Annotated in this window: 11 protein-coding genes; 3 read left to right on the forward strand and 8 right to left on the reverse strand. The window is 72.9% G+C overall.

Features of this window, described 5'->3' with window-relative positions; all coding sequences use genetic code 11:
* Positions 1-720: 720 nt before the first annotated feature.
* From ettA to AC6I0Y_RS08705, 4 genes are all read right to left on the reverse strand, one after another.
* A complete protein-coding gene (gene ettA, locus AC6I0Y_RS08690; RefSeq protein WP_497730984.1) occupies positions 721-2400 on the reverse strand; it encodes an energy-dependent translational throttle protein EttA in 1680 nt (559 codons plus the stop codon).
* A 403-nt stretch (positions 2401-2803) separates the two neighbouring features.
* Positions 2804-4837 (reverse strand): hypothetical protein, encoded by a 2034-nt coding sequence (locus AC6I0Y_RS08695; RefSeq protein WP_497730987.1) that lies wholly within the window; start codon positions 4835-4837, stop codon positions 2804-2806.
* A 149-nt stretch (positions 4838-4986) separates the two neighbouring features.
* Positions 4987-6354, reverse strand: a complete 1368-nt coding sequence (locus AC6I0Y_RS08700; RefSeq protein ID WP_497730990.1) for a galactokinase — start codon at positions 6352-6354, stop codon at positions 4987-4989.
* Complete coding sequence (locus AC6I0Y_RS08705) at positions 6351-8609, reverse strand: glycoside hydrolase family 2 protein (RefSeq protein WP_497730993.1); 2259 nt, start codon at positions 8607-8609, stop codon at positions 6351-6353. The genes AC6I0Y_RS08700 and AC6I0Y_RS08705 overlap by 4 nt, the downstream gene beginning before the upstream one ends.
* Positions 8610-8963: 354 nt before the next feature.
* Here AC6I0Y_RS08705 and AC6I0Y_RS08710 point away from each other — a divergent pair, with 354 nt between their 5' ends.
* Complete coding sequence (locus AC6I0Y_RS08710) at positions 8964-9737, forward strand: SDR family NAD(P)-dependent oxidoreductase (RefSeq protein WP_497730995.1); 774 nt, start codon at positions 8964-8966, stop codon at positions 9735-9737.
* Between the two features lie 118 nt (positions 9738-9855).
* Positions 9856-10374, forward strand: coding sequence for a nitroreductase family protein (locus AC6I0Y_RS08715; protein WP_160710342.1), 519 nt, complete (start codon positions 9856-9858; stop codon positions 10372-10374).
* 212 nt (positions 10375-10586) lie between these two features.
* Here the strand turns inward: AC6I0Y_RS08715 and AC6I0Y_RS08720 are convergent, their stop codons facing one another.
* The 4 genes from AC6I0Y_RS08720 to AC6I0Y_RS08735 form a co-directional block, all read right to left on the reverse strand.
* Positions 10587-12188 (reverse strand): SLC13 family permease, encoded by a 1602-nt coding sequence (locus AC6I0Y_RS08720; protein ID WP_497730998.1) that lies wholly within the window; start codon positions 12186-12188, stop codon positions 10587-10589.
* A 27-nt stretch (positions 12189-12215) separates the two neighbouring features.
* The gene (locus AC6I0Y_RS08725) at positions 12216-12773 is read right to left on the reverse strand and encodes a DJ-1 family glyoxalase III (protein WP_160710596.1); all 558 of its coding nucleotides are present in this window, start codon (positions 12771-12773) and stop codon (positions 12216-12218) included.
* A gap of 281 nt (positions 12774-13054) precedes the next feature.
* Complete coding sequence (gene dtd, locus AC6I0Y_RS08730) at positions 13055-13501, reverse strand: D-aminoacyl-tRNA deacylase (RefSeq protein ID WP_160710597.1); 447 nt, start codon at positions 13499-13501, stop codon at positions 13055-13057.
* Positions 13498-13770, reverse strand: a complete 273-nt coding sequence (locus tag AC6I0Y_RS08735; RefSeq protein ID WP_160710598.1) for a TfoX/Sxy family protein — start codon at positions 13768-13770, stop codon at positions 13498-13500. The genes dtd and AC6I0Y_RS08735 overlap by 4 nt, the downstream gene beginning before the upstream one ends.
* Before the next feature lie 600 nt (positions 13771-14370).
* On the opposite strand from AC6I0Y_RS08735, the gene AC6I0Y_RS08740 reads away from it, so the two are divergent.
* Positions 14371-14991, forward strand: coding sequence for a helix-turn-helix domain-containing protein (locus AC6I0Y_RS08740; protein WP_160710153.1), 621 nt, complete (start codon positions 14371-14373; stop codon positions 14989-14991).
* Positions 14992-15082: the final 91 nt, after the last annotated feature.

Here is a 15082-nt window from a genome sequence, read left to right on the forward strand (position 1 = left end):
GCCACGCGCCCGCCGCCGCACCGCCCCCCCCAGCGCGGGCGGCGGGCGGGTGCGAGGGCCACACGCTCGGCACCCGCCCGCCGCCCGCGCGCCTGCCGCCCTGCCCGCCGCCACCGCCCGTCTGCCAGGTGCCGCTCGCCTGCCCGCCTGCAGTCCCCGCCCCGCTCTCGGCCCTCGCGCGCCCGCCGCCACTGCCCCGCCCCGCCGTGCGCCGCCGCACGCCTGCAGTCCCCGCCCTGCTCGCATGCCGTTGGCCTACCCGCCGCTCATCCGCCCCGCGCAGCTTCCCCTGAAAAAATGGCCAAAAATGACGACCTGACGACACGATACGGCGATTCTGCGCTTCGATTTCCCGCCTTGGCGCTGTCGTTACGGAGAGAGCCGCTCGCGACCTGGGGGTTTCGGCTCGGAATCCGCTAGAGAACAGCCGCGTTTGTCGTCAGGTCGTCATTTTTGGCCATTTTACGCGCCGCTTCTGCAGCGGCGGCCCGCTCCCCGACCTCCACCCGCCCCGCGCCTACCCGCCCGCGACCCGCGCACCAGCCGCGCCGCCGTCCGCCTGCCCCACGCCTATCCGCCTGCGGGCCTCACGCCAACCGCGCCCCCGCTCCCCGGCCCCTTCGCCAGCTCCTCGCCCCTTACGCGAGGAGGGCCGCCCTCGGGCAGCCCTCCTCTCACACGGATTCTCCTTCGCGCCACGCCACGCAGCGCCCCCTCGCCTTAGTCGCGGGTCAGCTTGCGGTGGAGGCGATGCGGCTTGGCGGCCTCCTTGCCGAGGCGCGCCTCGCGGTCGGCCTGGTAGCTCTCGAAGTTGCCCTCGAAGAAGTGCCAGCGGCCGGGGTTCTCGTCGTCGCCCTCCCACGCCAGGATGTGGGTGGCGATGCGGTCGAGGAACATGCGGTCGTGGCTGACGACCACCGAACAGCCGGGGAAGTCGAGCAGGGCCGCCTCCAGGCTGGACAGCGTCTCCACGTCCAGGTCGTTGGTGGGCTCGTCCAGGAGCAGCAGGTTGCCGCCCTCCTTGAGGGTGAGGGCCAGGTTCAATCGGTTGCGCTCGCCGCCCGACAGCACGCCGGCGGGCTTTTGCTGGTCGGCGCCCTTGAAGCCGAAGGCGGCCACGTAGGCGCGGCTCGGGATCTCCTGCTCGCCCACCATCATATAGTCGGTGCCGCCGGAGACCACCTCCCACAGGCGCGTGTTCGGATCGATGCCGGCGCGGTTCTGGTCGACGTAGGAGATCTTCACCGTCTCGCCGAGCTCAAGCGTGCCGCCGGAGAGCGGCTCCAACCCGACGATGGTCTTGAACAGGGTGGTCTTGCCCACGCCGTTGGGGCCGATGACGCCCACGATGCCGTTGCGCGGCAGCTCGAAGGACAGATCGTCGATGAGCACGCGGCCGTCGAACTCCTTGTGCAGGTGCTCAGCCACGAGCACCTTCGAGCCCAGGCGCGGCCCGACGGGAATGGTGATGTCGGCGAAGTCGAGCTTCTTCGCGGCGCTGGCCTCGGCCACCATCTGCTCGTAGCGCTCAAGGCGCGCCTTGGACTTGGCCTGGCGGGCCTTCGGGGAGGAGCGCACCCATTCCAGCTCCTTCTCCATGCGCTTGGCCAGCTTGGCCTGGGCCTGGCCTTGGGCGGCGATGCGCGCGGCCTTGGTCTCCAGGTAGGTGGAGTAGTTGCCCTTGTAGGGGAACAGCTGCCCGCGATCCACCTCGCAGATCCACTCGGCCACGTTGTCGAGGAAGTAGCGGTCGTGGGTGACGGCGAGCACGGCACCCGGGTAGTTCTTGAGGAACTGCTCGAGCCACAGCACCGACTCGGCGTCCAGGTGGTTGGTGGGCTCGTCGAGCAGCAGCAGGTCGGGGGCCTCGAGCAGCAGGCGGCAGAGCGCCACGCGGCGCCGCTCGCCGCCGGAGAGGATGGTCACGGGCGCGTCGGGGTCGGGACACTGCAGGGCGTCCATGGCCTGGGAGAGCTGCGAGTCGATGTCCCAGCCGTTGGCCGCGTCGATCTCGTCTTGCAGCTTGCCCATCTCGTCCATGAGCTTGTCGAAGTCCGCATCGGGCGCGGCCATCTCCTCGCCGATCTGGTTGAAGCGCTCCACCTTGGCGAGCACCTCGCCGAACGCCTGGCGGATGTTCTCGATGACCGTGGCGTCCTCGTCGAGGGCCGGCTCCTGCATGAGGATGCCCACCGAGTAGCCAGGCGTGAGCCGGGCGTCGCCGTTGGAGACCTCCTCCAGACCGGCCATGACCTTGAGCAGCGTGGACTTGCCCATGCCGTTGGGGCCTACCACGCCGATCTTGGCGCCGGGGTAGAACGACAGCGTCACGTCGTCGAGGATGACCTTGTCGCCCACCGCCTTGCGCGCCTTGTACATTTGATAGATGAACTCTGCCACTTCGGTTGCTCCTGGTTTCGAGTTGGGTATGAACCTGGGTATTGTCGCATGGGCACGGGGTTAACGCCAGCGCAGGGCGGGCCGTGCGCGAGAATCGGCGGATTTCGGCCATTTGCTTCGAAATTCCGAGGCAGGCGCCAGTCTGGTGTCGGTCTGCGACGGCGTTTCACCAGGTCGGCGAAAAAGCAGTGGCTCAGCGTGCCGCAAAATGGCACGAAGGGGACGCGATTGCCTCGGAATTTCGAAGCAAATGGCCACAAAAGAGGTGAGGAGTTGCATGGCGGACGCGGTTTGCGGCAAAAAAGCGAGTTATCCGAGGGGGTGGCGCCTTTTGGGCGGTTCGGAGAGGCGACAAGTGCGTTCGTCCAGGTCGGCGGTGGTCGCACGGCCTTTGAGCGAGGCGCTAGGAGCGCGCCGGACGAGCCTTAAGCGTGGCGAGAAAGCGGGCGCGGGCGCGGCGGCCGGCAGAGTCGGGCTTGAAGACGGCAGTGGCCTGAAGCACCTGGTGAAAGACCTGGGCGACCTCGTCGCGTACGACGGGCGCGAGGGGGCCGGACGCGGAGGAGGCGCAAGCAGGAGCGGCCTCGACGGCGGAGCCGGCGGGGCTCGGGGCGATGGGGTCGAGGCCAGCGCATCCAGCAGCGGCACGGGCTGCGGCCTCGGCGGCGAGATCGGCGCGCCGGCGCGCGAGGACGGCGGCGGCCCAGGGGGCGTGGGCGGCCGTCAGCGGATCGGCGGCGAGGCGCTCTTGCAGCGCGGCCGGTGCCTCCCCCGACAACGCAGCATCCCAGAGCGCCTGCTGGACGACGGGCAGCTCGCGCGCCAGCCGCGGCGGCAGGATGGCGCGGCCCATGACCTCGATGAGCCCGATGTTCTCGCGCTTGATGTGGAAGAGCGACTCGTCCGGATGGAAGAGGCCGAAGGGTCGCTCCGGCGTCGTACGGTTGTTGCGCAGCACCAGGTCGAGCACGTAAAGCGAGGGAGCGGCCCCTCGGACGGGCCCGCCGGCGTCGCATGCCGGCAAAGGCCCGCTGGCGGCGACGCGCGGAGCTCCACCCAAGGCGCCCACCCCGCCGATCAGGCTTTCCCCGGCAACGGGAATAGCGCAGGCCGCAGCACCCCGGCCTGCCAGCACGCCCGCCTCCGCAAACCCGGCGCGCGCCCACCCGCCCGCCGCCGGCAGCCGGCGCAAGATGGGGCTCACGGCGTTGTGCGGCGCGTCAGTGCGGGAGAATATGCCGGCGGGCTCGTCGTCGAAGCGCTCCCAGGCGGCGATGACGCGCTCCGCACCCGCCAGGATCGATGCGCGGCCAGGCGACGCGAGGCGCAGCACGCTCGCCGGCCAGTCCACGACGCCGGCGCGCACCGCCGGCAGGCCCTCAAGGGTCATCTCTTGCGCGATTGAGGCTCTCATCAGGGGGAACTCGTATCGGCCACCTTGGAAGTGATCGTGGCAGAGAATGGATCCTCCCACCACCGGCAGCCCCGCGTTCGAGCCGATGAAGTAGAACGGGAACCGGTCGGCGAAGTCGAGCAGGCGCGCGACGGCCGCCGCGTCCACCCGCATGGGGCGATGCTCGGCGCAGAGCGCGATGCAGTGCTCGGGGAAGTAGGCGTAGGGCGAGAACTGGAGTCCCCAGCGCTCCCCGCCCAGCTCGACGGGCACGATGCGCAGCCCCGGCTTGGCGGGACGGCTAGCGCTGCCCGGCCACCCCTCGTTCTCCCAGCACAGGTCGCAAAGCGGCTCGTGGACGGCGCGTCGAGGGCCCGAAGAGAGGGAGTGGCGAGGCGCGGAGCTCGCGAGCCGGACGCCCGCGAAGGGGGCGCTGCCTGATGCGGCGGCCTCGGATGCGCCGGCAATCGCGGCGTTCGCAGATGCGGCGGCCGCAGGCAGGTCGCCCGCGCGCCACGCGCCGGGCAGCGCGCTTGCCGGCAGAACCGTAGCGCGCGCAGCGTCCTCGAGCGAGGAGCCGAGGGACGCGGCGCTCGCGATCAGGGCGGCAGCGCCCGCAACGGAGACGCCGGCGGGCGGAGCGGCGGCCGAGGGCGACCCGCTTGCGAGGCGGGCAGCAGACAGCACGCCGTGGGGCGAGTCGGGGCAGACAGTCTGGGCGGAACGGTAGGCGGCGGCTATGGCCCGGGGATCCTTCTCGGGCTTGGCAAGGTTGATGGTTATCTCGAGCGGGCCGCAGGGGGCGTCGGACGTCCAGCGGATGGTGCGGGCGACGGCGGCCTCGTTAAGGTAGCCGCATGCGCGCTCCAGCTCGTAGAGGTAGCGCACGGCCGCCTCCGCGCCCTCGGTCGCCTCGATGCGCGCGAACCGGGCCCGCACCTCGCGCGGCGGCGGCGCGCCCGCATCGTCGAACGCGGCGGCGCCCCCGTCCCACGCGCCCGGCGCCGCCTTCCCGGCCCCGCGCGCGTCGCCCTCCGCAGGCACCCCGCGCCGCTCGTCCCCCGCTGCGCCCGCGTCACCTGCGGGTCGGGCGGCTTCCGCGCCTCCCGCGACCCGCTCGTCCCCCGCCCCTCGCACGCGCCCGGCGGGGCCAAAAGCCGCAGATTGGGCGGTTTTCGCAGGTCGGGCACCCATCACAGGGCCCGGGCCCACACACCGGGGGCACCGGCCTCCACCGCGGAGCAGGCAGGGTAGCCGAGCATGTCGTCCACGGCGGCCGTGAAGGCGGCCAGCTCGTCGGCGGGCACGAAGGCGAGCACGCTGCCACCGAAGCCTCCGCCGTGGATGCGCCACGCGCCGCGCTCGCCGAGCAGGTGAGAGCAGAGCCCCAAGATGGCCATGGCCGGCTGGTGGACGCGGCCTCCCTCGCCATGGCTCGAGACGCTCTGGAGGAACTGGGCCGACGACGCGCCGGACACCCGCGCCGCCGCGAGGAAGGCGCGGAAGTCGCCTTGGGTGAGCGCGAGCCGCTGCTCGCCCACGCGGCGCACCTCGTCGTAGTAGTGCAGCGCGCGCATGGCCCGCAAGTCGCCCAGCTCCTGGCGCACCCGGCGCAAGCTGGCGAAGAAGCGCTCGGGCGGCACATCACCCAGACGCGCGCCGCCGAGCAGGTTGGCCACGGCACGCATGTCGGCGGGGATGGCGCAGAACTCGTCGGTGTGCAGCGAGTGATCGTGTCGGCTGTCCACCAGCACGAGCGCGTAGCCGTGGCCCGCCGCGTCGAAGGGAACGGGGGTCACCACGGGGCGCTCGCCGGAGAAGTCGAGGAGCAGCACGCCGCCGCAGGCGCTGGCCAGCTGGTCCTGGGCGCCGCTCCCCTTGCCGAAGTAGGCGCCCTCCGCCTCGCAGCCGGCCAGGGCGAGGGCCACCGGGTCGGACGGCACAGCGTCGGCCCCGGCGCCGCCGAAGAGCGCCTCGAGGCAGGCGCCCGCCATCATCTCGAAGGCAGCCGAGGAGGAGAGGCCGGCACCGGCGGGCACGTCAGACGCAGTGGCAAGGTCGAGGCCGCGCACGGGATGCCCCGCGCGAGCGAAGGCGGCGGCCATGCCGCGCATGAGCGCCGCAGAGGTGCCGCGCTCCACCGCCTTGGGGGCAGCCCAGCCAGGATCGGACAGGTCGATGACGGCGCGGCCGAACCCCTCCATCGCCAGGCGGATGAGCGGCAGGCCGTTGGGTGCCGCGAGCCCCCACAGGCGCTCGTCGATGGCGGCGGAGATCACCTGGCCGCCCTGGTGGTCTACGTGGTTGCCGGCCAGCTCCAGGCGGCCGGGGGCCGAGGCGAGCACCCGCGGGCCGTGGACGGCGCGGCGGGCGAAGGCGCGCGTCACCGCGGCGTCGGCATCAGCGTCGGCGTCGCCGATCAGGCGCGTGGGGGCCGCGGTGCCGAAGGCGTCGTCGAAGCGGGCCTCCAGCCGCGCCCGCATGGCGCCGGCGCGGGCATCAGGCGCGCCGGCGGCAGCCGCGGGAACCGCAGGCTCCCATTCCCAGGGCTCGGTCATCATGGGCGCTGCTCCTTCCCCCGCGGCACCCGCACCTCAGGCGCGCGGAGCGACTCGATGGTCTCCCGGGCCTCGCGCACGCCCTCGGCCGCGCGGGCCGCGAGCGTCGCCATCCCCGCCGAGGCGCAGGCGGCGGCGCGGCGAAGGGGCGCGGCGGCGGGCCGCTGGGCCTCAGGGCCGTCCGACGCAGCTGCGCCCGCACCGAGCTCGTCAGGCGCGGGCGCCCCGCCGTCACGAGCGGGATCCGGCGTAGCCGCAGCGTCTGGGCGCGGCGCGCGCCTCCCCGTCTCACGGGGCCCAGCCAGGACCGAGGCCGGCTCGCCCTCCGAGGACGCCTCGCCCTGCGGAGCGCACGCCTGCCTCACCGCCTCCGTGGCCAGCGTCAGCTTGTTCACGCGCCTATCGTAGGTGAGAATGCCGTTGACCTCCTCCTCCACGTCCGAGAGCTGCGTGTACACCCAACCGGCCAAACCCGCCGGCTCAAGAGCGTCCGCCGCAGCCAGCGAGGCAGCTACCGCAGCGCCCCACGACGCCGCGTCCTCGTAGGTATCATAGCCGTAAAGCTCCTGGTAGGCCATGTGATCTTGCACCCCAAGGGCAAGGCCTCCGAACTCCGACACCACAAAGGCGCGCCCCCCGCGCGAAGCCGCCTCCCCCACCAGGCGCGCCGGATCGTCCGGATACACCTCCAGGTCGCGGAAGTAGTTGTGCACGCTCAGGAAGTCGCCGCAGCGCTGGTCGTACCAGCCGCTCACGGCGTCCACGGGTCGCGTCGGGTCGGCCGCGCGCACCTCGGCCGCGGCCACGGCGGCGTCGAACTGCCCCCAGCCCTCGTTGAACAGCACCCACGTCACCACCGACGGGTGATCGGCCAGGTAGGCCACCGTTTCCCGGCAGCCCGCGCGCCACTGCTCGCGGTAGCGCTCGTCTCCCGCCGAGAGCCGCTCGCGATGACGCGGGGTGTCGTCCGCATAGGCGCCCCACGACCGGCGCAGCAGCGTCGGCTTGTAGCTCGACGCCCACGCGTCGAGCGGCCCGCCGCCGCTCACCATGTCCTGCCACACGAGCATCCCCAGCCGGTCGCAGTGGTAGTACCAGCGGTCGGCCTCCACCTTCAGGTGCTTGCGCAGCAGGTTGAAGCCGGCATCGCGCATGGCCTGCACGTCGAAGGCGAGCGCCTCGTCCGAGGGGGCCGTCATCAGGCCGTCGGGCCAGTAGCCCTGGTCGAGCACGCCGCGCAGGAACAGCGGCTCGCCGTTCAGGAGGAAGCGGAAGACGCCGCGCTCGTCGCGGGCCACCTCCACCGTGCGGAAGGCCGCGTAGCTGTGCACCACGTCATGCCCGTAGCGCAGGGCCACCCCGTAGAGGCAGGGATCATCCGGACTCCAAAGTCGCAGGTCGGGGATGGGAACTTGCACCTCAAGGGCAACGCCGTCGTCGTCCGCGCGCACCGTCTCGCGCGCGACGAGCGCCCCATCGGGCGCCGTCACGTCCACATGGAGCAGCCGCCCCGCCCCGCAGACGCGCACCTCCAGCCGCAGCATGCCCGCCGCCGGGTCGGGCCGCAGGGCCAGCGACTCCACGCGGCAGGCCGGCACCACCTCAAGCCACACCGGCTGCCAGATGCCGCTCTGGGCCGCGTACCAGATGCCGCCGGGCGCAAGCCGCTGCTTGCCCCGCAGCTGCGTGCCCTCATCGCTCGGATCCCACACGCAGAGAACCAGGTCGTTCTCCTCGATGAGCCCGTGGGCAGGCACATGATCGGGCCTCTCGCGTAAAAAGTCGGTGACGTCGAAGGCGAAGGGCAGGTAGCCGCCCTCATGCAGGCCGACCCGCTCGCCGTTCACGTAGCAGGCGCAGGCATGATCGACGGCCTCGAAGTGCAGCAGGCAGCGCTCGCCCTCATCCAGCTTCGGCGTGGCGAAGGCGCGGCGATACCACAGAAGCTCGGTGGGCAGCACCGTGCGCCCCACGCCGGAGAGCGGCGCCTCCGGCGAGAACGGCACGAGGATGCGCCCGTCATAGCGCGCGGGAGGGCGCATCCGCGCCCAGGACTCGCCCGCGTTCAACGTGGGCACGATGGCATACTGCCACCAGCCGTTGAGCGAGCGGATGCCCTCGCGGGCGAACTGGGGGTGCGGGTGCTCGGCGCGCACGCGGGCGGGATCGATCGCCTCACCCCAGGGAGTGGTCAGCTGGGCTGGCTCTCCCCGATCGTGCTTGCGCGGGGCGCTGGCCAGGATGCGTTTGATGTCCATGCGGCTTCGCCTCGTCTTCCGTTGCGGACGGTTCGCGGTCTTGCGACCCAACGATGATACCGCGACTCCCCGATCCGCCCGCAAACGTAACCGTTCCGTGTCCCAGCTGCGCGGCCGCCATGCCGCCTCCACGCCGTAGGGCTATGATCACGGGAAGCGCCGAACTCAACGGGGCGCCGCAGCAGGGGCGTGGCGGCCCCGCCAGCGGGAAGAGCCCGCACGCCTCTGGAGCCGCCAGGGGCCGCCACGCCCGCAGAGCCCGCCACGCCAGGGCTGCCACGCCGCCGCGCCCCGCGCAGCCCCGCAGCCGCCGGGGCCGCGACCAAGGCGCGACCGCCGAGGAAAGGAGCACGCATGGCAAAGCGCATCGCCGTCATCACCGGGGCCTCATCGGGCATGGGGCGCGAGTTCGCGCGCCAGATCGACCTGCTCCAGCAAGCCGACGAGCTGTGGCTCATCGCCCGCCGGGGCGACGCCCTGCGCGAGGTCGCCGCCGACCTCACCACGCCGGCGCGCTGCCTGGCCGCCGACCTCACCGACGCCGCGGCCCGCCAGGCCATCGCCGACGCGCTCGACGCGGAGGCTCCCCTCGTCACCCACCTGGTGAACGCCGCGGGCTTCGGCAAGTTCGGCGACTGGCGCTCCGTCGACGAGGCCGATGCCGAGGCCATGATCGAGCTCAACTGCCGCGCGCTCGTGGCCCTGACGCGCGCGTGCCTGCCGCACATGGGCCGCGGCTCGCGCCTCATCCAGCTCTGCTCGGCGAGCGCCTTCACGCCGCTGCCGCACCTCAACGTGTACGCATCCACCAAGGCCTTCGTCCTCAGCTACACGCGCGCCCTGCGCTGGGAGCTCCGCGGCACCGGCATCAACGCCACCGCCGTCTGTCCCACCTGGGTGAAGACCGGATTCGAGCAGGTGGCACGCAAGTCGGGCGCTGGCCAGGACGTGCGCCACCTGCTCGGCGCCCAGGAGGCGTCGACCGTGGTCTCGCGCGCCCTGGCCGCCAACCGCGCCCACCTGGCCGTGGCCACCTGCAGCCCCCAGGCGCTCGGCCTGCGCGTGCTCGGCAAGGTGCTCCCCCACAGCGTGACCATGGCCGGCTGGGACGCCGTCCGCCGTCTCTAGCCGCGCGCCAACCCGGACGCGGCGCGGAGGACACAGGCTGCGTCGCGCAATTGCCTCGCGCGCCGCCCCGCGCTATGCTGGCCCCGTTCTTCCCCCCCCCTCGGAACAGGAGCCCGCCATGCTTTCCAACCCCGTCATCGATGCCATCCTCGCGCGACGATCCACGCGCGCCTTTACCGCCGAGCCCGTCGCGCGCGAGCAGCTCGAGGCCATCGTGGCCTGCGGGCAGTGGGCGCCCTCGGGCATGAACCGCCAGGAGCTCACGTTCGCCGTGCTCTCCGACGGCGAGCAGGTGGCACGGCTGGCGGCCGCCCTCGAGCCGCTGCTCGACCGCGGCTCCTATGATATGTACGGCGCCCAGGCCGCCGTGCTCGTCGCCGTGCCCGCGGGCTACCCCTACGACCGGCAGGACGACTCGTGCGCGCTGGAGAACATGTTCCTCGCCGCCACGAGCCTGGGGCTGGGCAGCTGCTGGATCAACCAGCTCAACGGCCTCTGCGACGAGCCGTCCGTCCGCATGCTGCTCGGCGAGTACGGTATCCCCGCCGACCACCAGGTCCACGGCATCTGCGCCCTCGGCCACATCGCCCGCGAGACTTCCGCGAAGCCGCGCAAGTCCACCGTCATCTGGGTGTAGCCGAGAGAAAGCCCACCGCGCCCCTCCCGCAACGCGCGATCCCGCGCCTGCGCCGCCCGCGGGATCGCGCGTCATCCGCGACGCCGTCCGCCATTCGCCGTTCCGCGGCACACGTCACCCGCCGGCAGCCCCTTCGGCCGCGCGCCGCATCCCGCCGCCCCCAACGTCGCCGGCAACGACCCGGCCCCGCAGACGAAGTCAAGCGCGGCTACCTACGCAAACGCCGCCGCGCACACGGCCAGCAGCACGGCCAGAAACGCGAAGCCGAGCGCCGTGAACCAGGCCAAGAACACGCGCGTGCGGGGAACGCCCTCGCGGGGACTGCGGGCGAACAGGGCCCGGACGGAGCGGTAGTGGCTGAACGTGATGAGCCCCGCGAGCGACGCCACGAGCGTGCCCGCTCCGCCCACGTTGACGCCCACGAGCAGCGGCGCCCACTCCCCCGTGAAGTGCGAGAGCAGCACGGCCGCCGGCACGTTGCTGATGACCTGGCTCGCCCCGGCGCTCACCCACAGGCCGCCGTCGGCCATGAGCGGCGCGAGCACCTCCACCACCTGCGGGATGCGCGCCATGTTCCCCGCGAACACGAAGAAGCACGCGAAGGTGAGCAGCAGCCCGTAGTCCACCTGCGCGAGCGCCCGTCGGTCGAGCGCCAGGAGCGCCCCCGCCACGACCGCCACCGCCGCCGGCCAGGGAACGACCCGCAGGACAGAGGCCACCATCAGCACCAGAAGCCCCAGGCAGATAAGCGCGCGGGCACGCCGCGAGAGACGCGGGCGGAAAGCGCGGGCGCGGGCGCTGGACGCAGCTGACGAGCCCCCTCCCGCGCGGGCGCCGCCAGCGGCTCCGCGAGAAGGCGCGAGCGCAGTCCGCTCGGCGTCTGCGCGAGCCCGCCCGGCGGGATCCTGCGAGACGCCCGATGCGCGCCCCGGCTCCACGGAGCCCTCGCCGGCGCCTGAGAGTGCCTGGCGGGACGCGGCCCCCGCGTCGCCCACATCCCGCCCGTCGAACCCGGCCGGAGCGCTTTCCGCAGGTCGCACGCCCTCTTCCCGCCGAGGCGTCACCCGTCCCGCGCGGGCGCCCTTCCCGGCATCCACCGGTACCAGCAAAGCGCAGCAGAGAGCTATCAGCGCCACGGATACGGCAAAGGGCAGGGCCATCGTGGCGAGGAAGTCGCCTAGGGGAATGCCGAAGAACTCGTAGAGGTAGAGGTTCTGCGGGTTGCCGAAGGGCAGCACCATGCCGCCGAGGTTGGCGGCCAGGTTCTGCAGGACGAAGGCGACCGGCAGCGCGCGACCCCAGCCGGCCTCGAGCAGGGTGGCCGCCGCCAGCGGCAGCATCATAATGAGCGCCATGTCGTTGGTGGCCACCATCGACAGCACGAGCGTGGCGCCCACGAGCGCGGCCACCGCTCCGCGGCACGTGGCGAAGCGGTCGACCACCAGGCGGGCCGCGCGCTCGAACACGCCCAGGCGGCGCAGGGCCGCCACCACCGCGAGGATGCCGAAGAGGCACCCGATGGTACGCAGGTCGAGGTAGCCCGCGTACGCCGCATCAGGCGGCACGACCGCCATGGTGGCGAGCGCCGCGGCGGCCGCCACGAGCAGCACCGCATGGCGCGCCGCCCAGTAGCGCGCCCGCCGCGCGATGCGCCGCGCACGACGTGCGGGCGGCCGGGGCGCCCGGTCGGGCGTGCCCGCGCCCACGCTCGCGGCATCCGAGACGTCACCGGTCGAGGGCTCCGGGCCCGCCTCCGCGTCCTCCGCCGACGGCCTCGCGTCACGCGCGTCGCACGCGACCCTCCTGCCCTCCACGTCTTCCCCCGTCCGCCTCGTGCGCTGCTAGCGGGCCATCAGCATGTCCGCAGCCACCTCATCGGCCACGGCGTCGCCGGCCACCGCGCGCACGAGCGCGATGCCGAAGTCGAGCGCCTTGCCGGGGCCCGTAGCCGTGACCAGCCCGCCGTCGACGCACACGTCCACGCCCGCCTGGTACGCGCCGGCCGGGAAGCCCTCCTCGCAGCCGGGGTAGCACACGGCGCGGCGGCCCTCCAGAAGGCCCAGGTCAGCCAGGATGGTCGGGCCCGCACAGATGGCGCCCACCAGTCGGCCGCCGGCCATGCGCTCACGCAGCGCGGCGGCCAGCGCGTCGCTCTTGGCCAGGTTCTCCACGCCGAGCGAGCCGCCCGGCACCACCAGCAAGTCGAACGCCCCCAGGTCAACGTCGACCTCAAGCGCGTCGGCCGTCACCCGGATGCCGTGGGCGGCCTCCACCACCGCCTCGCCCATCGTCGAGACGAGCGTCACCGCCACGCCCGCGCGCCTGAGCGCGTCCGCCGGCGCGATGGCCTCCACAGGCTCGAAGCCCTCCCCCAGCATGATCGCCGCTGTCTTTCGCATGGCGCCCTTCCTTTCCTCGCCGCCTTCACGAGCGCCCATGATACCGCACCCGGGCGGCCCCTCCCCTCTGCAGCACCGCGCCCCGCGCCCCCTCGCCATGAGTTTGGGGGCGATTCCTGCAAATTCGGACGGTTTTGCACTCCCCAACGAGCATGATGCGCGCCTTTTCGCCTACCCCGAAAATCGCGACCTGGGGTTTTACGTCCGCACCGCTAGTCATCCGGCCCAATCGTACGCACGGGAGAGTGCAAAACCGTCTGAATTTGCGCGCAGGGGCCGCGCTACAGCTGATCGGTGTCCAGGCAGACGGTAAACGGGCCGCGGTTGACGAGCGCCACGTCCATCATGGCGCCGAACACGCCCGTGCCCACCTCGGACACGTCCGCGCGCACGAGCCCGACGAAGTACTCGTAGAGACGCTCGGCCACGTCGGGCGGCGCCGCATCGGTGAACGAGGGGCGGTTGCCCTTGCGGCAGTTGGCGTAGAGGGTGAACTGGCTCACCACGAGCACGCCGCCGCCAATGTCGGCCAGGCTCAGGTTGGTCTTGCCGTCGGCGTCGTCGAACACGCGCATCCGCGCGATCTTGCGCCACAGGCGGTCGGCCTCGGCCTCGGTGTCGCCCTGGCCCACACCGAGGAGGATGAGGAAGCCGGGGCCCGTCTGGCCGGTCACCGCGCCGCCCACGGTCACGCGCGCCTCGCTGACGCACTGGATGACGGCCCTCATCGCGCGCCTCCCGCCGGTCGGTGCGCCGCGGCGAAGGCCTTGAGCTCCGTCTTGCGCTCGGCGCTCAGCTGGGCCTTCGGGATGCCGAGCACCGCGCCCTCGAGCGCCTGGAGCTGATGGAGGCACACGCCGGGGTCGACGGTTTGCAGGCGCAGCCACGCCTCCTCGGCGCCAAGCGCCGCCAGCTGGGCGGCGTCATCGATGCCGACGGCGCGCAGCAGCTCAGCGGCGCGGGAACCGATGTTGGGAAGGTCGGTGAGCGCTGGCATGAACGTCCTTTCACGCGAAGTTACGAAGTCAGCGCCATTGTCCTCCCGACCGTCGTGGAAGGCAAGCCGCGGATGGCCCCGCCCGCGCCTCGGTCACTCTCCGCAGGTCGCGCGGGCCGCATCCGGGCGGACGTCGGCGCGTGCCGGCGACGCCCCAGACCGTGCGAACCGCGCCAACGACGCCCCAGACCGTGCGGGCCGCGCCGACAACGCCCCCGACCCTGCGGGCCGCGCCGGGCGGGCGCCGGCGTCCGCGCGTCCGCGACGACCCCCGCCTCGCCCACACCGGCCCGCCCCCCCCACGCCGCTGGCCCAGCACGCCTCTACGCTCCGTAGGTTGCCGGGCGGGCGACAGGCGCCCATAATCGTCATCGCGGCGAACGCCCCGGTGCCGCCCGGCCGCCCGCCCCGGCTTCCGGCCCGCACCACGCCGCCTGCCCCCAGCCCCGGCTTCCGGCCCGGCACGGCCGTCTGCCCGGCCCAGCTCGGCCGCGCGGCACCCGGCCGCCTGACGCTCGGCCGCCCGGCCCCGGCCCCGGCTTCCGGCCCGCACCACGCCGCCATCAACCGCCCCCCCGATCCCAGCCAAAAGGACCCGCCATGACCTCCTACGTAACCTGCTCCGCCATCCGCTCCCTGCGCGAGGGCGCGGGCCTCACCCAGCGCCAGCTCGCCGAGCGGATCGGCGTCACCGACAAGGCCGTCTCCAAGTGGGAAACCGGCCGCGGCCTGCCCGACGTCACGCTCGTGGAGCCGATCGCCCGCGCGCTCGGCGTCTCGGTAGCCGAGCTGCTCTCCGGCGAGCAGGTCGTCAACGCCAACCGCGCCGGCAACCTGCTGCGCTCGCGCTTCTTCGTGTGCCCGCTCTGCGGCAACGTCATCCACGCCACTGGCGAGGCGTCCCTCAGCTGCTGCGGCATCGCCCTGCCCGTCCAGGAGGCCGAGGAGCCCGACGACGACCACGCGATCGCCGCCGAGGTGGCCGACGGCGAGGTCTACCTGACCGCACGCCATCCCATGACGAAGGATCACTTCGTCAGCTTCCTCGCCTACGTCACCACCGACCAGGTGTTCTTCCGCAAGCTCTACCCCGAGCAGACCGCCGATGCGCGCTTCCCCTACCGCGGCCCCGGCATCCTCTACGCCTACTGCAACCGCCATGGCCTGACCTCCCAGCGCGCCCCGCGCCCCGCGCGCCGGCCCGCCGCCCAACCCCTCTAGCGTGAAGGCGCGCCGGCGTGCGCTATCGGGCAGTCGCGGGGTTGCCGCAGATTCGGGCCCACTCGGCGCAGAGGGGCGAAGCCCGCAAAGC

It is taken from the genome of Adlercreutzia sp. St.1H8, from assembly GCF_059728655.1.

Coding starts and splice junctions, on each gene's coding strand:
- AC6I0Y_RS08700 (WP_497730990.1), bottom strand. CDS start 6,354: ATGATGACCGAGCCCTGGGAATGGGAGCCTGCGGTTCCCGCGGCTGCC.
- AC6I0Y_RS08705 (WP_497730993.1), bottom strand. CDS start 8,609: ATGGACATCAAACGCATCCTGGCCAGCGCCCCGCGCAAGCACGATCGG.
- AC6I0Y_RS08710 (WP_497730995.1), top strand. CDS start 8,964: ATGGCAAAGCGCATCGCCGTCATCACCGGGGCCTCATCGGGCATGGGG.
- AC6I0Y_RS08715 (WP_160710342.1), top strand. CDS start 9,856: ATGCTTTCCAACCCCGTCATCGATGCCATCCTCGCGCGACGATCCACG.
- AC6I0Y_RS08725 (WP_160710596.1), bottom strand. CDS start 12,773: ATGCGAAAGACAGCGGCGATCATGCTGGGGGAGGGCTTCGAGCCTGTG.
- dtd (WP_160710597.1), bottom strand. CDS start 13,501: ATGAGGGCCGTCATCCAGTGCGTCAGCGAGGCGCGCGTGACCGTGGGC.
- AC6I0Y_RS08735 (WP_160710598.1), bottom strand. CDS start 13,770: ATGCCAGCGCTCACCGACCTTCCCAACATCGGTTCCCGCGCCGCTGAG.
- AC6I0Y_RS08740 (WP_160710153.1), top strand. CDS start 14,371: ATGACCTCCTACGTAACCTGCTCCGCCATCCGCTCCCTGCGCGAGGGC.